General features: G+C 64.0%; 20 protein-coding genes. 10 read left to right on the forward strand and 10 right to left on the reverse strand.

Translation table 11 applies throughout. The features are described 5' to 3' along the window. The first annotated feature begins 2 nt into the window (after positions 1 to 2). The 3 genes from AC25Z0_RS02725 to AC25Z0_RS02735 are packed head-to-tail and all read left to right on the forward strand — an operon-like array spanning position 3 to position 2,871. A complete protein-coding gene (locus AC25Z0_RS02725) occupies positions 3 to 974 on the forward strand; it encodes a carbohydrate ABC transporter permease (protein WP_488132234.1) in 972 nt (323 codons plus the stop codon). Continuing rightward, a complete protein-coding gene (locus AC25Z0_RS02730) occupies positions 971 to 1,828 on the forward strand; it encodes a carbohydrate ABC transporter permease (protein WP_488118720.1) in 858 nt (285 codons plus the stop codon). The genes AC25Z0_RS02725 and AC25Z0_RS02730 overlap by 4 nt, the downstream gene beginning before the upstream one ends. Further along, positions 1,828 to 2,871 (forward strand): DUF2804 domain-containing protein, encoded by a 1,044-nt coding sequence (locus tag AC25Z0_RS02735; protein ID WP_488132235.1) that lies wholly within the window; start codon positions 1,828 to 1,830, stop codon positions 2,869 to 2,871. Before AC25Z0_RS02730 ends, AC25Z0_RS02735 begins: the two co-directional genes overlap by 1 nt. Positions 2,872 to 2,990: 119 nt before the next feature. Here AC25Z0_RS02735 and AC25Z0_RS02740 read toward each other — a convergent pair whose 3' ends face one another. The 3 genes from AC25Z0_RS02740 to AC25Z0_RS02750 form a co-directional block, all read right to left on the reverse strand. Beyond that, on the reverse strand, positions 2,991 to 3,239 hold the full coding sequence (locus AC25Z0_RS02740; RefSeq protein WP_488118722.1) for a DUF6458 family protein: 249 nt from the start codon (positions 3,237 to 3,239) through the stop codon (positions 2,991 to 2,993). A gap of 258 nt (positions 3,240 to 3,497) precedes the next feature. Then, entirely contained in the window at positions 3,498 to 3,962 is a 465-nt protein-coding gene (locus AC25Z0_RS02745) for a universal stress protein (RefSeq protein WP_488118723.1), read from the reverse strand. Positions 3,963 to 4,087: 125 nt separating this feature from the next. Further along, on the reverse strand, positions 4,088 to 4,594 hold the full coding sequence (locus tag AC25Z0_RS02750) for a flavodoxin family protein (protein WP_488118724.1): 507 nt from the start codon (positions 4,592 to 4,594) through the stop codon (positions 4,088 to 4,090). A 154-nt stretch (positions 4,595 to 4,748) separates the two neighbouring features. Here AC25Z0_RS02750 and AC25Z0_RS02755 point away from each other — a divergent pair, with 154 nt between their 5' ends. The 7 genes from AC25Z0_RS02755 (at position 4,749) to AC25Z0_RS02785 (ending at position 12,338) form a co-directional block, all read left to right on the forward strand. Further along, positions 4,749 to 5,471, forward strand: a complete 723-nt coding sequence (locus AC25Z0_RS02755) for a DedA family protein (RefSeq protein WP_488118725.1) — start codon at positions 4,749 to 4,751, stop codon at positions 5,469 to 5,471. 115 nt (positions 5,472 to 5,586) lie between these two features. Next, positions 5,587 to 6,327, forward strand: a complete 741-nt coding sequence (locus AC25Z0_RS02760; protein ID WP_488118726.1) for a DUF4386 domain-containing protein — start codon at positions 5,587 to 5,589, stop codon at positions 6,325 to 6,327. 129 nt (positions 6,328 to 6,456) lie between these two features. Next, positions 6,457 to 8,244 (forward strand): molybdopterin-dependent oxidoreductase, encoded by a 1,788-nt coding sequence (locus AC25Z0_RS02765; RefSeq protein WP_488118727.1) that lies wholly within the window; start codon positions 6,457 to 6,459, stop codon positions 8,242 to 8,244. A gap of 122 nt (positions 8,245 to 8,366) precedes the next feature. Further along, positions 8,367 to 9,758, forward strand: a complete 1,392-nt coding sequence (gene gad, locus AC25Z0_RS02770; protein ID WP_488118728.1) for a glutamate decarboxylase — start codon at positions 8,367 to 8,369, stop codon at positions 9,756 to 9,758. Between the two features lie 94 nt (positions 9,759 to 9,852). Next, on the forward strand, positions 9,853 to 10,956 hold the full coding sequence (gene moaA, locus AC25Z0_RS02775; RefSeq protein WP_488132236.1) for a GTP 3',8-cyclase MoaA: 1,104 nt from the start codon (positions 9,853 to 9,855) through the stop codon (positions 10,954 to 10,956). After that, positions 10,949 to 11,203: a MoaD/ThiS family protein gene (locus tag AC25Z0_RS02780; protein WP_488118730.1), complete on the forward strand. Its 255-nt coding sequence runs from the start codon at positions 10,949 to 10,951 to the stop codon at positions 11,201 to 11,203. The genes moaA and AC25Z0_RS02780 overlap by 8 nt, the downstream gene beginning before the upstream one ends. Before the next feature lie 124 nt (positions 11,204 to 11,327). Then, positions 11,328 to 12,338: a CPBP family intramembrane glutamic endopeptidase gene (locus AC25Z0_RS02785; protein WP_488118731.1), complete on the forward strand. Its 1,011-nt coding sequence runs from the start codon at positions 11,328 to 11,330 to the stop codon at positions 12,336 to 12,338. Between the two features lie 33 nt (positions 12,339 to 12,371). Here AC25Z0_RS02785 and AC25Z0_RS02790 read toward each other — a convergent pair whose 3' ends face one another. The 7 genes from AC25Z0_RS02790 to moaCB all read right to left on the reverse strand — a co-directional run bounded on the left by AC25Z0_RS02790 (position 12,372) and on the right by moaCB (position 18,952). Further along, the gene (locus AC25Z0_RS02790; RefSeq protein ID WP_488132237.1) at positions 12,372 to 13,718 is read right to left on the reverse strand and encodes an HNH endonuclease signature motif containing protein; all 1,347 of its coding nucleotides are present in this window, start codon (positions 13,716 to 13,718) and stop codon (positions 12,372 to 12,374) included. Between the two features lie 303 nt (positions 13,719 to 14,021). Next, entirely contained in the window at positions 14,022 to 15,203 is a 1,182-nt protein-coding gene (locus AC25Z0_RS02795; RefSeq protein ID WP_488132238.1) for a sulfate/molybdate ABC transporter ATP-binding protein, read from the reverse strand. Then, entirely contained in the window at positions 15,200 to 16,075 is an 876-nt protein-coding gene (locus AC25Z0_RS02800; RefSeq protein ID WP_488132239.1) for an ABC transporter permease, read from the reverse strand. The genes AC25Z0_RS02795 and AC25Z0_RS02800 overlap by 4 nt, the downstream gene beginning before the upstream one ends. Before the next feature lie 12 nt (positions 16,076 to 16,087). Beyond that, complete coding sequence (modA, locus tag AC25Z0_RS02805) at positions 16,088 to 16,936, reverse strand: molybdate ABC transporter substrate-binding protein (protein WP_488132240.1); 849 nt, start codon at positions 16,934 to 16,936, stop codon at positions 16,088 to 16,090. Continuing rightward, positions 16,933 to 17,343: a TOBE domain-containing protein gene (locus AC25Z0_RS02810; RefSeq protein WP_488132241.1), complete on the reverse strand. Its 411-nt coding sequence runs from the start codon at positions 17,341 to 17,343 to the stop codon at positions 16,933 to 16,935. The genes modA and AC25Z0_RS02810 overlap by 4 nt, the downstream gene beginning before the upstream one ends. A 51-nt stretch (positions 17,344 to 17,394) precedes the next feature. Continuing rightward, positions 17,395 to 17,808 carry a molybdenum cofactor biosynthesis protein MoaE gene (locus AC25Z0_RS02815; RefSeq protein ID WP_488118737.1) on the reverse strand — a complete coding sequence of 138 codons (414 nt, stop codon included), beginning with the start codon at positions 17,806 to 17,808 and terminating at the stop codon, positions 17,395 to 17,397. Continuing rightward, a complete protein-coding gene (gene moaCB, locus AC25Z0_RS02820; RefSeq protein WP_488132242.1) occupies positions 17,801 to 18,952 on the reverse strand; it encodes a bifunctional molybdenum cofactor biosynthesis protein MoaC/MoaB in 1,152 nt (383 codons plus the stop codon). Before moaCB ends, AC25Z0_RS02815 begins: the two co-directional genes overlap by 8 nt. Positions 18,953 to 18,999: the final 47 nt, after the last annotated feature.

Here is an 18,999-nt window from a genome sequence, read left to right on the forward strand (position 1 = left end):
CCATGGGTTCACAGATCGTTCGCAATAAGGCTCCCGAACAGAGACGGGAGGAACGCGAAAGGCGCCGAGCGCTGAAACGGCCCTTCTCGGCCGATCGCGCACGAGCGGCGGACTTCGGAAGTCGGTGGGCGTTCTTAACCCCCGCAACACTGCTTCTGGCCGCGGTTCTCGCGTACCCGTTGTTCTATACGATCCAGATCAGTTTCTCCGAACTGGATCTGGCCACCTTCGCTCCGTCGGAGTGGGTCGGTGTAGACAACTACACGAGTGTGTTCGAGAACGAGAACTTCGGAAACTCTCTCGTGATCACCGGCATCTACCTGGTGCTCGCGCTTCCGCTCCAGATGGTGTTGGGCTTCGGCATCGCTTTCCTGATGAACGCAGCATGGAGAGGGCGCGGCGTCGTTCGCGCCCTCTTCCTCATCCCCATGGTGGTGGCACCAGTTGTGTCAGGCGGAATCTGGAAGATGATGCTCGACCCGCTGTGGGGCGTGATCAGCTGGTTCCTCGGTTTGTTCGGTATTCCCCCGTTGGATTGGTTCGGAGATCCGGCACTGGCAATGATCAGCATCGTCGGAATCGACACGTGGCGGTCAACGCCGTTTGTCGCACTCATCGCGTCGGCGGCACTTCTCGGACTGCCGAAAGACATCTTCGAGGCGGCGAGGGTTGACGGGGCCAACTGGTGGCAGACGCTGCGGTCGGTCACGCTTCCGCTGCTCGCTCCCATCATCGCCGCCACCTTCGTCGTTCGCTGGCTCGGTGCGGTCAAGATGTTCGACATCGTGCTCACGACAACGAACGGCGGGCCAGGCCAAGCCACCAACGTGGTCAACCTGTACATCTACCAACAGGCATTCCAGTCACTGAAGTTCAGCGAGGCATCCGCAATGGCCGTCATTGTTCTCATTCTGACCATGGCGCTCACCTTTGTATTCCTGTCTGTAAGCAAGAAAATGGAGGATCGCCTGTGAGCGCTTCACTAGCCGCACCGCAGCGCCGCCGACGGAAGATCGGTCGGTCAGTTCACATCTGGTCCGGTGTCGTGGTGTGCGCACTGTTCCTCTTCCCGGTGTTCTGGATGGTGCTCACCTCGCTCAAGAAGCAGCGTGACATCTTCACCACGCCTCCGACCTTCTTCTTCGACGTCACGTTCCAGCAGTATTTTGCGCCGCTCGCCAATGCCGATATTCCAGAGCGGATGCTCAACACCGTCATCATTGCCGGCGGCGCGAGCATCATCTCGCTACTGGTCGGCTCGATGGCGGGGTACGCACTGGCACGGTTGAAGATCCGAGGTGCAGCCACGATCGGTGTGCTGATCCTCGCCTCGCGTGGTGTTCCGTCGATCGCCCTGGCGGTGCCGCTGTTCATCGTGGCCCGCAATCTCGGTGTGCTCGATCAGCACCTCACGCTGATCCTCGCTTACTGCACCTTCATGATTCCGTACGTGATGTGGCTGATGCGTGGCTTCTTCCTTGCGCTTCCGCGAGAACTCGAAGAGGCGGCCATGATCGACGGATGCTCGAGGCTGGGAACGTTCTTCAGGATCATCGTTCCCATTTCGGTTCCCGGGCTCATCTCGACGTTCATCTTCAGTCTCATTCTCGGCTGGGAAGAGCTGCTCTTCGCACTCGTTTTGACGGGGCAGAAGGCCTCGACGATTCCGGTGGCTGTCCTGGGTATGGCGGCAGATACCGACAACGGAGCGAACTGGGGAGCTCTGGCAGCCGCCGGAACCCTCACCGTCATTCCGATGGTGCTGTTCGCCTTGCTCGTTCAGAAGTGGTTGATCAGGGGCCTCGCCGAAGGCGCCACGAAAGGTTGATGTACGACGTGGTTTCACCCGAATTGAATCCGAATCCGAATCCGAATCCGTTTCGTCGAGAGCGCGAGATCACTGAGCCAGTGGACCTGTGTCTGTCAGACGGTTCGCTGAACCCCGCCGCTGTGGGGTGGACCCGCCGTCCACTCCATCGCACGAATCTGCGGGGCTGGGGGCGTAACAAAAGATTTGAGTACTGGGCGATCACGACGCCCGACCACATTCTGGCGCTCAACATCTCGCAGCATGACTATCGAGCGAATGTCTCTGTAACGGTGATGGATCGCGTGAGATTCGACGAAATACGTCAGGGAGGCAACCGTTGGCTCCCGCGCAGAGGCGGACTGCAGGATCCGAGCGGTGCATCGGTTGCGCGCGGACGACGCGGAAGTACCGTGGTTGAGCTGACCGCCAACAGTCGCGGCACAGCCCTGCATGCGAGATCCGAGCGAATCCAGGTGGACGTGCAGGTGCTCGAACCGAAGGACCACCAGTCAATGGGTGTCGTTGTGCCGTGGAGCAGGCGCACATTCCAGTACACGCGCAAGAACAATTGCCTGCGAGTGGAAGGCACCATGGTGATAGACGGCGTGAAATATCGGCTCGAGCCAGACACAACCAGTGCCACCCACGATCACGGGCGCGGTCGCTGGCCGTATCGCACGTTCTGGAACTGGGGCTCGGGGAGTGGCTCGAGCCTCGGCCACGACATCGGTCTCCAGTTCGGCGGTAAATGGACAGATGGCACGGGGTCGACCGAGAACTGGTTGCGGCGGGACGGCGAGCTCCACAAGATCAGTGACGACCTGGAATGGACCTACGATCCGTCACACTGGCTCGAACCCTGGAGCATCACCGGGCCGACGGTGAACGTGACGTTCACACCGGTCCACCACTTCAGGAACATGTTCAATCGCTGGATCATCATGGCCAGAGCGGATACCTGCTACGGACATTTCTCGGGCGACATCACGCTGGAGAGCGGAGAGGTCGTGTCGTTCGACAACGTCTACGGGCACGTGGAGGACGTCGCGCGTCGCTGGTGACCCGGCATCCGTCCGTTGATCTGGATGGCCAGGCAGATCTGGATGGCCAGGCTCACCTCGTGGCTTAACGCGAACGGGGAAGGCAACTTTCGGTTGCCCTCCCCGTTCGCGTTCATGCTTTAGAGCGTGTCGTTCCGCTCGGCCGTCTCGACGCGGGCGCCCGTTGCCGGGTCAACGCCGCTCCGGTTGGTGACAACTGAGCGTCGCTTTCGGGTGAGGAGGGCCAGACCAATGATGACGACGACGAGGCCAGCACCCATGAGGATGTACCCGATCAAGTCGAGGTCCACCCATTCGACCGAGACATTGACGGCGAACGTGAGGATCGCGCCGACCGCGATCAGGAAGATTCCCAAACCAATACTCATCGTGTTACTCCTCTACTTCAGTGGGGTCATGCTGTGCGATGGGTCATGCTGTTGACTCAGGAATGGCCGGTCATCGCCCACTTTGTCCGCGTGAGCCCGTGACAGGAGTGGCGAGCCGATAATTCCCGTGCCGAGCATAGCCGAGTTGATGCAGCGGCCGTGGCTGACCTGCGCGATGGACGTGCGATGGGGGCAGTGCGACGGCATCTGTCGCCGGGCGTGCAGATGAGCGCCCCGACGCTGTTTACAGGTGTGTCGTCACGTGTTCTTGTTCGTGGGGCGATGAACGATCAGCACCGGACACGCGGAGTGTTCGGCAACCTGTGAGCTGACAGAACCAAGCAACAGGCCAGAAAATCCGCCCAGTCCTCGACTGCCGACGACCAGCAGGTCGGCGGTCGCGCTCCGCGCCACCAGCACATCGGCGGGGGACCCCTGAAGTACCCGCGCTGTGTACCAGCTTGGCCACTCGGGTCCGAGGACTGTGTCGCTGACTTCCTGCAGGGCATGTTGGGCGTCGCGGTCTGGGTGCCAGGTTGTGGGAAGCGGCGCATACGACACCGGAAAGTTCCACACGGACACCGCTTCAACGCTTGACCCGAATTTTTGTGCGATTTCGATGGCGTGCTGCAAGGCCCGCACCGACCCGTCCGATTCGTCGATCCCGACGACGATGCTGGCATACAGGTTCGGTACCTCGTTGGGCAGCTGGAAATCACTCATTGCGTCGCTCCTTCATAACTTGCGGGCGTTTTTTGATCCTACGAATCTCGGAGAGTGTCGCTCAGGGGCGAAAGTTCCGTCGGTCGCCGCGCAGCGGGCAGTGGGAGGGGAGCACAGCGTGCGGCCTATCGCCCTGCGATGATTGCGCCGAGGTCGCGGCCCCACCGCTCGGCGCGATCGCGCTCTCCGTCGATGAGTGGACCCTCGTAGCCGTGCACGCGGAATGACTCCTGCTTGATGGCGATGATGAAGCCGAGTTCTCTGAGCTCCTTCTTGGCGGCCTTGGCTGCAGAACCAGGCATCCGGGGCTTGTCCACCCTGGTGTCGAAGGTGGCTGCCGGTATGGCACTGCTGGGCGGGGTCACGTCAACGAGCCACTCCCGGATGCCACGCGTCGGCGCGCGTGGGGCCCCCTGCTGGGCGACAGCGTTCTCTCTCGTAGTGGCTCGCGTCATTGAGAACGCATGGGTGGGCCCGCCAACGACCACGAGATCGTAGGTGTCCACATCCTTCGGCGCAGCATCGGAGTCGACGACTTCAACGTTCATCGCATCGCTCAAGCCGGTGGCGATCGCCCGCGCTACCTGCTCGGTGTTGCCCCACAGCGTTTCGTAGACCACGAGCGCGCGCATGTCTCTCCATTCGTCGGATGTTGCGGTAAGGCTAGGCGGTTGTTCGGCTACAGGGAACCTCTGCGACGCTCGCACCGGGAGCTTTCAGGCGAGACCTGCCACAATCAAAAGCTGGTGATCCGCCGCCAACACCCTCGACGAAAGCCACTTCTCTATGTTCACGAGCATTCCCGGACTTGAAATCCTCGACGCCGACTCGCTTATTCGCTGGTTTGGCCCGTTTGTGCTCCTCGGAGTGGCCAGCATCATCTTCATTGAGACCGGCTTCATCGTGTTGTCGTTCCTGCCTGGCGACTCGTTCCTGTTCACCGTTGGGCTTCTCACCGCGACCGGGTTCGTGGATGTTCCCATCTGGGTAACGGCAGCGGTCGTCTTCATCGCGGCATTTGCCGGCGACCAGCTTGCGTACTACATCGGACGCAAGGCCGGCCCTGCGGTCTTCAAACGCGAATCGGGCCGATTCTTCAACCCGGAGAACGTTGAGCGCACCAATGCCTTCTTCGAGAAGCACGGCGGGAAGGCGCTCATCATGGCGCGCTTCCTGCCGGTGTTCCGTGCCTTTGTGCCGGTTGCTGCCGGCGTGGGCCGGATGCGCTACCTCACCTTCGTCTCGTACAACGTCGTCGGCGCCTTCCTGTGGGGTGTCGGCCTGACTCTCGTCGGATTCTTCCTGGGCCAGATCGACTTCGTCGCCGAGTACGCCGAGTACTTCATCATCGCGATCGTGCTCCTTTCAGGCATCCCGATCCTGCTGGAACTCAGCAAGGCTGCCCTCGCGAGTGTCAAGCGCCGCAAGAACCCCGCCGCCGTTGCCGCAGATGCGGCCGAAGCGGATGCTGTTGCCGCCTCGATCCCTGACCGCGAGCCGGTAAGCTGACCGAAACGGGAGCGTTGTCTTTGCCGGTGTCTCTGGTCTCGCACCCGGCGTAGTGTTCGGCACAGCGCGGTCGTGAAAATCTGAAGTAGCGTTCGCGATCCGTGAAGGAGACATCATGGCATCCGACCGCACGCCGCCAGCTAAAGTCCGGATGACCTCGCTGCGAAAGACTGCGCTTGTCGCGGGCATCCTGTACCTGATCACCTTTGTCTCGATCCCGACTCTCTTTCTCTATGTTCCGGTGCACGACCCGAACTACATCGTCGGTCCGGGCCCTGACACGGCTACCGTTGTCGGGGCGCTTCTCGAAATCATTGTGGCGCTCGCCGGTATCGGCACAGCTGTGGTGCTGTTCCCCGTGGTCAAGAGGCAGAATGAGGCGGTCGCCCTCGGCTTCGTCGGATCACGAATCCTGGAAGCCAGCACCATTTTCGCCGGCGCCGTCAGCCTCCTGTCGCTGGTGACATTGCGGCGGGCAGGGGTCGGAGCGGATGCCCTGATCACCGGGCAATCGCTGGTCGCGCAGTATGAGCGGTTCTTCCTCGGGCAGAGTCTCATGCCGATCGTGAACGCCCTCTTGCTCGGCTCGTTGCTCTACCAGTCGCGCCTTGTGCCACGGTTTCTCCCGATACTGGGATTCGTCGGGGCGGGCGTGCTCTTCGTTGCCCTCATCGCAACGATATTCGGCGTCATCGACCGGGCCTCAGCGTTGGCAGGGCTCGCCGCGCTTCCGATCGCGGCGTGGGAGTTCTCGCTGGGCGTCTACCTGGTCGTCAAAGGCTTCAGGCCGTCCCCGATCACAGCCGGGATGATCGCTACTGGCGCACCACGCGCATTCCGTGACGGCGAGGCCTGACCGGGGATAGCGACCGCCTGAGCGGTCGCAGCGCCTGCGCAAGGAGCAACGACCGGAGTCGTGCTCGTTCTGCGGCGTGCGCCCGGGCGATCGTAGCCCTGGTGCGCACGCGTTGCTAGGCTCCGCGGCATGGACACGCCGCTGGACGACCCGAAAGATCAGCACGTTCCCGCCGCCGACGCCGGGCCGGGGGTGACAGAAAGCTTCCGCGACGAGCTCGACAGCACGCGCTACACAGCGGTCGACGAGGACTGGGCCGGGCATCTCCCTGCGCAATACGGGGTCGCACCTCGAGTGAGGATTGGGCAGGATAAATGGTTCAATCTGCTGTGGTTGATTCCGCTCGGACTGCTCCTCCTGGTCATCGGTATCGCGGTGGCCAGAGGCATCCGTGACCTCCCTGCCGTGCAGGACTTCATGCGGCAGTATCCGGGCGCGTCTCCGCTCCCGGCCGGCGCGCCGGTCGGCTTCCCCGCGTGGCTGGGCTGGCAGCACTTCCTCAACCTGTTCCTGATGATCTTCATCATCCGCTCGGGGGTCACGATCATCGCCGACCACCCGCGGTTCTATTGGACCAGGCACTCCACACCAGGCAAGGACTGGTTTCGCGTGCAGAAGCCTGTGCCGGCCGATCCCCTGTACACGGCGAAGCAGGACTCGATCACCCTCCTCGACGGTGTCGGACTTCCCGGGCGCCGCCACTCCATCGGTCTGGCCCGCTGGTGGCACCTCGGAATCGACACACTGTGGCTGCTCAACGGGATCGTCTTCTACATCCTCATTTTCACGACAGGGCAATGGATGCGACTGGTGCCGCTCAGTTGGGACGTCATCCCGAACTCACTGTCCGTCGCGATCCAGTACCTCTCCCTGGACTGGCCACTGGAATCGGGCTGGGTCAACTACAACAGTCTGCAGTTGATCGCCTATTTCGTGACCGTCTTCATCGCAGCTCCCGCAGCGCTGCTCACCGGGCTCGGAATGTCACCAGCCCTGTCCACCCGCTTCCGCGCGATCAGCTCGGTGTTCAGTATCCAGGTCGCGCGTTCGCTGCATTTCCTCGTGCTGTGCTGGTTCGTCCTGTTCATCGTCATCCACGTTGCCCTGGTGCTGACCACAGGTGCACTGCAGAACCTCAACCACATGTATGCGTCACGGGACGACGAGTCGTGGGTTGGGTTCTGGATATTCGCAGCGTCGATGGTGGTCGTCATCGTTGGTTGGGTAGCCGCAACTCCATTCACGTACCGCCATCCGCGCGTGGTGCAGAGGGCCGGCTCCGCCCTGATCGGGCCGTTCGAGAGACTGTTTGAGCACATCGATTCCAAACCGGGCCAATACACAGAGAAAGACATCTCCCCGTACTTTTGGCACAACGGCAAATACCCCGAAACCGAAGAATACAAAGAGCTCGAGGCCGGGGCCTTCGCTGACTACACAGTGCGAGTGAACGGTTTGGTCGAGAACCCTGTCGAGCTCAGTCTGGAACAGCTGCGCGCACTTCCGTACCACGAGCAGATCACCCAGCACTTCTGTATCCAGGGCTGGTCGGGGGTCGCGAAGTGGGGAGGGGTTTCGATGCAGTCCATCCTCGATGTCGTCAAGCCCAAGCCAGAAGCCAAGTGGGTCATCTTCTATTCGTTTGCGGTCGGCCCGGATGGCGGCCTCTACTACGACGCGCAGCCCATCGAGCACATGAGCTATGAACTGACGATGCTTGCCTACGACATGAACGACGACGCGCTTTCCTTTGGCCACGGCGCCCCGCTTCGCCTGCGCAACGAGGTGGAGCTCGGGTTCAAAATGGTGAAATGGATCAAGGGCATCGAGTTCGTTGAGCACTTCTCTGAGGTGGGCGGAGGGCTGGGCGGCTACAACAACGACCATGAGTTCTTCGGCTATCGCCAGTCGATCTGACGGTCGGTATTTTTCAGGCCTAGGCCGAATGCGCGTGCGTGACTAGGGTCGCTGTCAGACGGCGTCACGCTCGGGGTTCGCCGATTCCTCGCGCCGTCGCCCGCACGGAAGGGACACGGATCATGACAGCATCCACGGGAAGCGGCGGCTTCGGAACCGACGACGAAACGCCGTCGTACGCACGGCCGGGCGAAGCCACCATCACGTCCAGGCACCGGCTCGAGGCTGAAGGCATGCTGCCGGAAACGGCGTACCAGGTCGTGCACGACCAAACGATGCTCGACGGCAACTCGCGCCTGAATCTCGCGACTTTTGTGACGACGTGGATGGACGACCAGGCCAACAAGCTCTACTCAGAGTCCTACGACAAGAACATGATCGACAAGGACGAGTATCCGCAGACAGCGGCGGTCGAAGAGAACTGTTGGCGCATGGTCGCGAACCTCTGGAACGCGCCAGACGCCGAAGCGGCGATCGGGACATCCACTATTGGATCGTCGGAGGCCTGCATGCTGGGCGGGCTCGCCCTGAAACGGCGTTGGCAGATTGCCAGGCGTGCAGCGGGAGCGTCAACGGACAAGCCCAACATCGTGATGAGTTCGGCCGTGCAGGTGGTCTGGGAGAAGTTCTGCAACTACTTCGAGATCGAGGCTCGCTATGTGCCGGTCAGCGCCGAGCACCAGATGCTCGACGGATTCGAGCTCGACAGGTACGTCGACGAGAACACCATCGGTGTCGTCGCCATCATGGGTGTCACATACACGGGCGTATACGAGCCAGTGCTGAAAATCGCCGCAGCGCTGGACGCCATTCAGAAGCAGACCGGCCTCGATATTCCGATTCATGTCGACGGGGCATCCGGTGCCATGATCGCGCCCTTCCTGCAGCCAGACCTGCTCTGGGACTTTCGCGTCGACCGCGTGCACTCCATCAGTACCTCCGGACACAAATACGGCCTGGTCTACCCGGGACTCGGCTGGGTGGTGTGGCGTGATCGCGCGTACCTCCCTGAGGAACTGATCTTCAACGTCAGCTATCTCGGCGGAACCATGCCGACGCTTGCCCTCAACTTCTCTCGCCCCGGCGCCCAGGTGCTGCTGCAGTATTACCTTTTCCTGCGGCTCGGCATGAAGGGGTTCACGGCCGTCCAGAAGGAGACGCAGGATGTTGCACTGTTCCTCTCCGCCGGCGTCGCGAAGATCGGCGCGTTCACGCTGTGGAGCGACGGATCCGACATTCCGGTCTTCGCCTGGCAGCTGAAGCCCGGCCATACAGCCAACTGGAATCTCTACCACCTCTCCGACCGACTGCGGATGAAGGGATGGCAGGTTCCGGCGTATCCGCTGCCCGACAACCTGGCCGACCAGACGGTGCAGCGAATCGTCGTGCGCAACGGACTGAGCATGGATATTGCCGCCGAACTTCTCGCCGACATCGAGAAGGAGACCGCATTCCTCGACGCGTTGTCGAGCCCGATGCCGGCTGAGGGTCAGCGACCCGGGTTCCACCACTAGACAGGTAATGGCTGGGCAGGTCTTCACTGGGCAAGTATTGACTGGTCAGTTATTGACTGGGCAGGTATCGACCTGTGCGGTCTAGGGTAAGGATGTGCCCGCCGTGAACCTCGGATTGCCCACCCAGCGCATCAGTGATGCGCCGGCATCCGGTGCGGCTCCAACCGTGGTCGGCGGTGTGGCTCCCACCATGGTTGGCAGACCGGATACCGCGGGGCTGGTTGACCGTTTTGGTCGCGTGGCGCGTGACCTGCGGATCTCCCTCACTGAGAAGTGCTCGTTGCGCTGCACGTACTGTATGCCGGCGGAAGGGTTGCCTGCGATTGCGCGCGACGACCTGTTGACCCCAGCCGAGATCGCCCGCCTCGTGAGCATTGGCGTACACGATCTGGGCGTGCGCGAAGTGCGCTTCACCGGCGGGGAGCCCCTGATGCGCGCAGACCTCGCCGAGATCATTCAGTTGTGTGCGGATGCCGCCCCCGGCATCGACCTGTCGCTCACGTCCAACGGTATCGGGCTTGACCACCGCGTCGCCGGACTTGTCGCTGCCGGTCTCACCCGGATCAATGTGTCGCTCGACACTGTCGACCGCGATCACTTCGCATCGCTGACCAGACGCGATCGCCTGCCCGCTGTGATGGCCGGCATCCGGGCCGCGCACGCCGCGGGACTCACTCCACTCAAACTGAACGCCGTGCTGATGCGCGAAACGCTTCCCGGTGCCGTCGACCTGCTCGAATGGGCACTCATCGAGGGCTGTCAGCTGCGTTTCATCGAACAGATGCCGCTGGATGCCGACCAGAACTGGGCACGCGACAATATGGTCCCCGCGCAGGAACTGCTTGATGTGCTCGGGGAGCGATTCGCCCTGACTGAGGTGGGCAGGGACGATCCGTCGTCGCCCGCCGAGGAATGGCTGGTCGATGGCGGGCCTGCAACCGTGGGGATCATCGCATCCGTCACCCGCTCTTTCTGTGCGGCGTGCGACCGCACTCGCATCACCGCTGAGGGCACCGTGCGCTCCTGCCTGTTCAGTGACGACGAGACCGACCTGCGCCCGCTTCTGCGCGGCGGCGGCGATGACGCTGAGATCGCGCGATACTGGCGGGGAGCGATGTGGGGCAAACAAGCCGGACACGGAATCAACGCCAGCGGTTTCGTACCGCCGGAACGGAGCATGGGGGCAATCGGTGGCTGAATCAACGACTGTCAGGGTGCGCTATTTCGCGGCTGCCGCTGAGGCTGCCGGCCGCGAAGAGGAGCAGCTGACGCTGACGGATGCCACGCTTGGCGCGCTCCGCGCTGACCTCGAAGATCGTTATGGCGCTGCAATGGCGCGCGTGATGCGCTCAGGATCGTTCCTCGTGGATACCGTCGTCTGCCGGGATCCATCCCGGGCCATTTCGGCCACGGTCGACGTGCTGCCGCCGTTTGCCGGCGGCTAAGTCTGCTGCGCCCACACCGTGCGACCTCCTGCGTGCAGGAGCCGCAAACAACGTGCCCAACAATCCCTGTCACATCAGCAGTACCAACCACGCAGTACCAACCAGCACGACTAAGGAGTAGCCAATGAGGGCAACGCCCCCCACCGCTGCGTCACAGGACTTCGCCCTGGACGATTCACCAACGGGCGCACTCGAGTGGCCGACTCGCGTGCCGTGGCGAGCCGTCATCGTCTTCGCGATTCTCGCATGTGGGTTGGCTTGGCTGGTCGTGCTACCCCTTTGGGTCTCCGGAGACGGGCTCAGTAACCCGCTGGCCGGACTGCTGCTGCCGGCCATGATGTTCACACCGCTCCTGGCTACGCTCGTTGTCGTCTTTTTCGTGCAGAAGCCGCGGCCGCGGCCCACCGCCGAATATCTTGGGCTGTGGCCGTTGCGACCGGCCGGTCGCACCATCGGGATGACTGTGGTCGGCATTTTCGGGAGCATCCTTATAGTCGTAGCGGCCGTGTTCCTGGCTGGAGCACTCGGCCTCGTCCAGCTTGATCTCGTTGAGTTCTCCGGGTTCGCGGCATCGTTGGGTGCCGTGAGCGCAGACCCGCTCTCCGTCTCGGTGGGGACAGTGGTACTGCTGCAGCTCCTCCTGGTGCCAATCGCCGCGGTCTTCAATGGGTTGTTCGCACTGGGCGAGGAGATCGGTTGGCGAGGCTGGCTGTTGCCGAGCCTGCTGCCGCTCGGAACCTGGCCAGCCCTCGTGATAACGGGAGCGCTTTGGGGTATCTGGCACAGCCCGCTGATTTTGCTTGGGTACAACTTCAGCCAGCCGAATCTTCTGGGTGTCGCCATGATGATCACAGGGTGCATTTTCTACGGCGTGCTGCTCGGGTGGTTGCGCCTGCGTACGGCCTCCATCTGGCCAGCCGTGTTCGCGCACGGTGCATTCAACGCTGCCGCCGGATTCTTGGCGCTGGTCATTGCCGTGAATTCGAACGCTGACCCTGTCGTGCTCGGACCCCTCGGCTTGGTTGCGTGGATCGTGATGGCCGTCGCAATCGGCTTGTTGGTCGTCACCGGCCAGTTCAAGAAGCAGCCGCACCTCGTGCGAGGGCCGCGTGCGGCGGCGACCGTCGCTCGGTAGCGCACGTTTTTTGACGGGAAACCGGCCGAGCACCTAGAACGGCGGGAGGCTGGTGTCCGGTTCAACCGAGACCAGGGCCGGAACCGGGACCGGAACTGGAACCGGAACTGGAACCGGAACCGGAACCGGAACCAGGATCGGCGCCGAGACCGAAACCGTAGGCAGAGCGGTTGGCCCGATCTCGTTCTCAGGTTCGGTGTCGTACTTGTTACCGGTTGGTGATGTCCAGTGCAGGATTCCGTCGTCTGCCTGGCTGACCTGCCAGCCGATTTCGTGTTTGTCGCGGTGGTTCTTCGCGCAGAGGCAGGCCATATTCGTCAGCCTTGTCTCACCCTGCTGACCGTTCTCCGTGAACGGCACCGTGTGATCGAAATCGCTCTGCCTGGCCGCCCGGTTGCAGCCGGGGAACCGGCAGGTGCCGTCCCGTAGCTGCAACACCGTGCGGAGGCCGGCGGGTGGCCGGTAGCGATCCCGCCCCACGGACAGGAACGCTCCTGTCTCGGGGTGGGTGAGGATGCGTAGGAAGCTCGTCGCGTCGCCGACGAGTTCTTTCGCGGTGTCGAGGTCGATCGGCCCGTAGCCTTCCAACACGGCGGGTTCGTCGCTGCGACCGAGGAGCGTCAGGGCCGGTACCAGGATGACGACATCGGCTTTGATGCCGCGGCTGCCGCCACCGTTGCCGTTGCCGGCGTCGAGGACCAGGTCAACGAATACATCCGCCTTCAACTGCGTCAGCGTGCGGGACTCATCCGAACCCTGCAGGCTCATCGCGAAGTTCGTGACCCGGTTCACGATCGCCTGCCCTTTCGCTGCCGGAAGGAACGCGCTGACCCAGCACATGCCGTCCTTGGCGGGTTCGAAGAACACCGCCCGATCCGCGACACTGCGCTCATGCCGGGCCGTGACCGACTCCGCATCGAGCCGCTCTCGCACCTTTCGGGTCTTCTGGGCGAACTTCGCCACGGTGAGCCGACCCGCATCCGGCAACACCGCCGCCTCAAGGGCAGCCGTGTTCTCCGGGGACAGCCCGATGCTCTGGTCGACGAGGGTGGTGGCGTGCCGGTAGCTGATGTCCCCGGCCTGCAGCACGGCCAGGGTGGTGGGCAGTTGGTGCACGAGGATCTTGCTGACGGCGATCGTCGTTTCCATGGTGCGTTCTGGCACTCGGAGCGCGCAGGCCAGTTCGGTGACGAGCAGGCGTTCGTTCGCCCAGGCCTGTTCCGCCTGGGGCACGGTGACCGGGGCGGTGGTCATGGACTCGCTGGTCAGGCGGGCCCGGTCGATCGCGATGGCCTCTGCCGCGGCGATCGTCGCGAGGCTCCGATGTAATCGGGCGGCCTCCTCGACTTCTCTGCCGAGTTGTTTCATGAGGGGGTTCATGCCCTGAATTATCCTCGGCACCACTGACATTCTTACTGGCCGGAAACAGGTTCTGATCTGGATATTTGGCTGTGGATAGCTGTCGCGACGGGTGGCCTGTTGAGGAGCCTGTCTGGCGCCGGCTGAGAGGTCTCGAGACGCTCGCTGGCGCTCGCTCCTCGACCGCCGGGGAGGTGGGTTCAGGAGGAGGAAATGTGACACGCCGCGTGCGGGTGGCGCGGGACATGGGTGTGACGCAAAAACGCCTCCTGACGTGACATCGGGCGGCGCGGCGCAGGCTGGGCTGCGGATAGTCGCGGTACCTCAACCTGCGGGGTAGAGCTCCACGTCTTCGGGTGAGAAGCTGAGCGTGATCGGCACTCCCGGTGCCAGGTCGAGGTCGGCAACACGGCTCGGTTCCAGGTCAGCGGACAGCCACTCCGTGCGCACCCGGATGAGGTCGCCGCGCGGCTCAAGATCATGCACCGTGCCGATGATCGTATTGCTCAGGAGATCCTGCAGATGCTCATCGCTGGCCTGATGCTCGGGTACCCGCTCCGCAGCAACCCGTGGCTGTATTGAGGGCGGGAACGTTGTCGGCTGTAGTGTCGGTGCGGGCTGGAGCGCTACCGGGGGATTCAACCTCGCAGGTTGCGGCCGCGACACCCGTACAGCGGTCGGCCGCAGCGCAGCCGCCACCGGCTCTCCCAGCGCTCCGGTGGTGCCAGCGGCCGCGGCGATCTCCACGCCGGCAGCGGTGACAAGACCTTGAGCGGTGCGCCGACCCGTGAGCAAGGTCAAGCCGACCAGCTCCGCCGTGAACGCTTGCTTCGGCCGTTCGAGGACATCGCGAGTGCGCCCCTCCTCGACGATGGCACCGTCGTTCAACACGATGACACGGTCGGCCAGCAGGAACGCGTCGAGCGCGTCGTGAGTGACGATGATCGTGGTGCGGGAAGCGGTGACCTGGCGCAGCATCCGTCGCAGTGTCACAGTGGCCGTGACATCGAGCGCCGCGAACGGTTCGTCGAGGAGCAGCAGGCTCGGCTCCGCGGCGAGTGCCCTGGCGATGGCAACGCGCTGCGCCTGCCCGCCGGAGAGTTCGTGCGGACGCCGGTCGGCGAACTCCAGACTGTCGGTCTCCCTCAGCCACCGATCTGCGCTCACGGCCGTGGCAGCGCGGGACTGGCCTGCGCTACGTGGTCCGAAAGCGACGTTGGCGTGCACGGAGAGATGCGGAAAGAGCAGCGGCTCCTGGGCGAGCAGGGCAACTCCGCGTTTGTGCGGGGCCAGCCAGCTGCTCGCTCCCGCCTTCTGGTCGAAGAGAACGGTGCCGTTGAGGTCGGCTCGTCCCGAATCGGGCCTGAGCAACCCGGCGATGAGTCCGAGAAGCGTGGACTTGCCTGCTCCGTTCGGCCCGAGCACGGCGAGCGTTTCGCCGGGCTGGATCGTGAGGGACATGTCGAACCCGCGAGCGGCGAGGCTGGCGTTGAAGGAGAGGCTCATGACAGAGGGCCTGTTCGTGCTGATGCACCTGACGCATTCGGCGTACCCGACGCACCCGACGTACCCGAGAGTCGAGACCTGCCGGGCTCGGTCGCGCCGTGGGCAACGACCACGACGACCAGGGCCACCACAACGAGCACCAGGGAAAGCGCGACAGCGGCATCCGGATCGGTCTCTCGTTGCAGGTAGATCTCGAGCGGCAGTGTGCGCGTGACGCCTTGCAAGCTGCCCGCGAAGGTGAGGGTGGCGCCGAACTCGCCCAGCGCCCTGGCAAACGACAGCACGGCCCCCGACACGAGGGAGGGCATGACCAGGGGCAATGTCACTCGTCGAAGTACGGTGGTCGGGCGCGCGCCGAGCGTGGCCGCGACCGCCTCGTAGCGGGTGCCAGCGGTGCGGAGCGCGCTTTCGAGGCTGAGCACCAGGAACGGCAGCGCGACGAAGGTCTGCGCAAGGATCACCGCTGTCGTTGAGAAGGCGATCTGGATGCCGAGCACCTCGAACGCCCCGCCGAGCAGGCCGCGCCGCCCGAACAGGTACAACAGCGCCAGACCGCTGACCACGGGCGGCAGCACAAGGGGGAGCAGTGCGAGAGAGCGCACGATGCGCTGGCCGGGGAACACGGTGCGAGCGAGCACCACCGCCATCGGCACGCCGAACACGATGCAGAGCGCTGTCGCGACGAGCGACGTGCGCAGGCTGAGCTGCAACGCGGCAACGGATGACTCAGACGTGATCAGGGGGATGAACTGGGTCCAGTCAACGCGGGTGACCAGAGCCACCAGGGGGAGCAGCACGAAGAGAGCGCCAACAACCGCGACGCCCATGATCCAGCGCGGAACGGTTCTTGGAGTGCTGAGCAGTGCGGTCATGTGTCAGGGCCCTCAGGGAGCGCCGAAGCCCGCCGCGGCGAGAACCGAGCGCCCGGCAGGGCTAGTGACGAAGTCCACGAAGGCGGTAGCAAGGTCGCTATCGACAGCGCCGGCCAGTGAGACGATCGGGTAGGAGTTGACTGCCGTCGACGCCTCGGGGAGATCGACGGAGTCAACGCTGGCGCCTGCAGAGGCGACGTCGGTGATGTAGACGAGGCCGGCATCCGCTTCACCGGACGTCACCTTGCCGAGCACCCCTGACACCGACGATTCTTCGCTGACAGGGGTGAGCGTGACGCCGGTGGCGGTCTCGATCTTCACGGTCGCGGCGCCACACGGAACCTGGGGCGCACAGATGACGGTCTTCACGCCGGGCGCTGCGAGGTCGGCGAAGCTGGTGATCTTCGCCGGATTGCCAGGGGGCACGGCAATGGTGAGCACGTTGGTGGCGAAATTCACTGGAGTGCCGTCGATTAGTGCGGCGTCGATGACCTTGGCCATGTTCGCTGTATCGGCAGACGCAAACACGTCGGCGGGTGCCCCTTCGACGAGCTGGGTGACGAGGTCGGAGGAACCCGCGAAGCTGAATGTGACGTGCGTGCCGGGGTTGGCTTCTTCGAACGCCTCACCCAGAATCGTGAAGGTCGCGGTGAGGGATGCCGCCGCGAAAACGGTGAGGGTGCCGCTGAGCGACGCGGCGGAGCTGGAGGGCGTGGCGCTGTGGGGCGCACCTGCATCGGCGGCGGCGTCGCCGGGATCTGCCGCGCACGCGCTTGCGCCCACGAGGAGCGCGCCGGCCAGGATCACTGCGCCGAGGGCGCGGAGTCGCCGTCCGGATGGCGCGAGAGACGTTGGCATCATGACAGTGTCTTTCCGGTGGGGGTTTCGACGATGACCGTCGTTGCCTTGACCACGGCGATTGCGACGCTGCCGAGTTCGAGGCCGAGTTCCCGCACGGCCTCGCTGCTCATGAGTGACACGACCCGATGCGGACCGCACTGCAGCTCAACCTGCGCCATGACGGTGTCCATCGTGATGGCGGTGACCAGGCCGACGAACTGGTTGCGCGCCGAACGGCCAACCGTTGACGGGTCGTCAGGAAGTGTGGCGTTCTTCTTGGCCAGATGCGCGAGGGAGAGTCCGTCGACGACGGTGCGACCGGCGTCATTCTGAGAGCTCTCCAGCAGGCCTGAATCGACCCAGCGCCTCACGGTGTCATCGCTAACTCCGAGGTAACGTGCGGCATCCTTTATCCGTATCTGCGGCATAAAGCACATGCTAGGACACTGTTTGCGGTTGCAGGCGAACTTTCTTTGGGGTTAGAGCGCAACCCATTCTGACTGTCCGTCGGTGAAGTGCTGTCGTTTCCAGATAGGCACCTGGGCCTTGATCCGCTCGACGAGCTCGGCGCAGGCGGCGAACGCCTCTGCACGATGTGGAGCGGCGACGGCGGCAACCAAGGCGACATCACCGATGTGGAGCGGGCCAACGCGGTGCATGGCGGCCACGCGGAGTCCGAACTCTGTGGCGATCTCGGTGCAGCAGTCGAGCAGGAACCGCTCGGCGTCCGGGTGCGCCTGGTAGTCGAGAGCCGTGACCGAGCGGTCGTCGTCATGGTTGCGCACGATGCCCTGGAAGGTGACGAGCGCACCGTTCTCTGGTGTGGTGACGAAGGTGTCGGCCACGGCCTGGTGGAGCGGCTCGCGTGAGATCTGAGCGAAAACGTCAGGCATGCGGGGCCTCCTCGGTGTGGTCGGTTCCCGCGTGCTGCGTTCCCATGTGCTGGGTGCCTGTGTGCTGGGCGGAGTCGGAGACGTGCGGGGCCGGGTCGGAGACGTGCTGGGCCGAGCCGGAGACCTGGTCGACAAGGTGCGGGAGCAGATTGGACAGAACGGCGAGGCCATCGGTGACGCCGCTGGGTGAGCCGGGGAGGTTCACGATCACGGTGCGTCCGGCAACGCCGGCAAGTCCACGGCTGAGGGCTGCCATCGGTGTGGAGTCGAGTCCCCGAGCGCGCAGTGCCTCCGCGACGCCGGGCAACAGTCGGTCGAGGAGAGGCGCGGTCGCCTCCGGGGTGGCGTCGGTGGATGAGACGCCCGTGCCGCCGGTGGTCAGGATGACGGCCGGCTGCGCACGGACGGCGGCCGACAGTGCTGTCTCGATGTCGGCATCTGCTACGACAAGCGCCGGTGCGGTGTCGAAGCCACGCTCGGCCAGCCACGCGGCGATCACCGGGCCGGTGGTATCCGGGCGTTCGCCGGCTGCGCCACGGGTGGATGCGACGATCACGCGGGCGCTGCGCGAGTGCGGCTGGGCTGGCTGCGCGGCAGGCGTGCTCTGTGTGTCGTCGTCCTGCGCCTGCACCGACGCCGACGCCCGCGCCTGGGCCTCGCGCTCAGCCATGGCATTCGCGCGCTGCCACTGCCCGCGCTTGCCGCCGCTCTTCTCCTCCAGGCGGATGTCGGTGAGCATGGCTGCTGGGTCGACCGCCTTGACCATGTCGTGCAGGGTGAGCCCGGCGATCGCGACGGCGGTCAGCGCTTCCATCTCGACGCCCGTGCGGCCGGTGGTCTTGGCTGTCGCGGCGATCTCGATGGTCGATTCACCCAGTTCGAAGTCCACAACGAGCGACGAGAGGGGCAGCGGATGGCACAGCGGGATGAGGTCTGAGGTCTTCTTGCCGCCGGTGATTCCCGCGATGCGGGCGGTGGCGAGCACATCGGCCTTGGGCAGGCCGTCCGCGCGCACCAGGTCGACGACCTCCCGCGTGGTGACGAACCGGCCGCGCGCGAGGGCAATCCGCGTCGTCTCGGCCTTGTCACTCACGTCGACCATGCGGGCGCGGCCGTCGCCGTCGATGTGCGTCAGTTCACTCATGATGTCCACTCACTCGGTGCCACGCGGATGCCACTCACTCGGGCTCG

This window comes from Leifsonia sp. Y862 (assembly GCF_057669585.1).

Excerpts from the sequence above, each read along its gene's own strand:
- AC25Z0_RS02725 (WP_488132234.1), top strand. The coding sequence starts at position 3 with ATGGGTTCACAGATCGTTCGCAATAAGGCTCCCGAACAGAGACGGGAG.
- AC25Z0_RS02735 (WP_488132235.1), top strand. The coding sequence starts at position 1,828 with ATGTACGACGTGGTTTCACCCGAATTGAATCCGAATCCGAATCCGAAT.
- AC25Z0_RS02740 (WP_488118722.1), bottom strand. The coding sequence starts at position 3,239 with ATGAGTATTGGTTTGGGAATCTTCCTGATCGCGGTCGGCGCGATCCTC.
- AC25Z0_RS02745 (WP_488118723.1), bottom strand. The coding sequence starts at position 3,962 with ATGAGTGATTTCCAGCTGCCCAACGAGGTACCGAACCTGTATGCCAGC.
- AC25Z0_RS02750 (WP_488118724.1), bottom strand. The coding sequence starts at position 4,594 with ATGCGCGCGCTCGTGGTCTACGAAACGCTGTGGGGCAACACCGAGCAG.
- AC25Z0_RS02755 (WP_488118725.1), top strand. The coding sequence starts at position 4,749 with ATGTTCACGAGCATTCCCGGACTTGAAATCCTCGACGCCGACTCGCTT.
- AC25Z0_RS02760 (WP_488118726.1), top strand. The coding sequence starts at position 5,587 with ATGGCATCCGACCGCACGCCGCCAGCTAAAGTCCGGATGACCTCGCTG.
- AC25Z0_RS02765 (WP_488118727.1), top strand. The coding sequence starts at position 6,457 with ATGGACACGCCGCTGGACGACCCGAAAGATCAGCACGTTCCCGCCGCC.
- gad (WP_488118728.1), top strand. The coding sequence starts at position 8,367 with ATGACAGCATCCACGGGAAGCGGCGGCTTCGGAACCGACGACGAAACG.
- AC25Z0_RS02785 (WP_488118731.1), top strand. The coding sequence starts at position 11,328 with ATGAGGGCAACGCCCCCCACCGCTGCGTCACAGGACTTCGCCCTGGAC.
- AC25Z0_RS02790 (WP_488132237.1), bottom strand. The coding sequence starts at position 13,718 with ATGAACCCCCTCATGAAACAACTCGGCAGAGAAGTCGAGGAGGCCGCC.
- AC25Z0_RS02795 (WP_488132238.1), bottom strand. The coding sequence starts at position 15,203 with ATGAGCCTCTCCTTCAACGCCAGCCTCGCCGCTCGCGGGTTCGACATG.
- AC25Z0_RS02800 (WP_488132239.1), bottom strand. The coding sequence starts at position 16,075 with ATGACCGCACTGCTCAGCACTCCAAGAACCGTTCCGCGCTGGATCATG.
- modA (WP_488132240.1), bottom strand. The coding sequence starts at position 16,936 with ATGATGCCAACGTCTCTCGCGCCATCCGGACGGCGACTCCGCGCCCTC.
- AC25Z0_RS02810 (WP_488132241.1), bottom strand. The coding sequence starts at position 17,343 with ATGCCGCAGATACGGATAAAGGATGCCGCACGTTACCTCGGAGTTAGC.
- AC25Z0_RS02815 (WP_488118737.1), bottom strand. The coding sequence starts at position 17,808 with ATGCCTGACGTTTTCGCTCAGATCTCACGCGAGCCGCTCCACCAGGCC.
- moaCB (WP_488132242.1), bottom strand. The coding sequence starts at position 18,952 with ATGAGTGAACTGACGCACATCGACGGCGACGGCCGCGCCCGCATGGTC.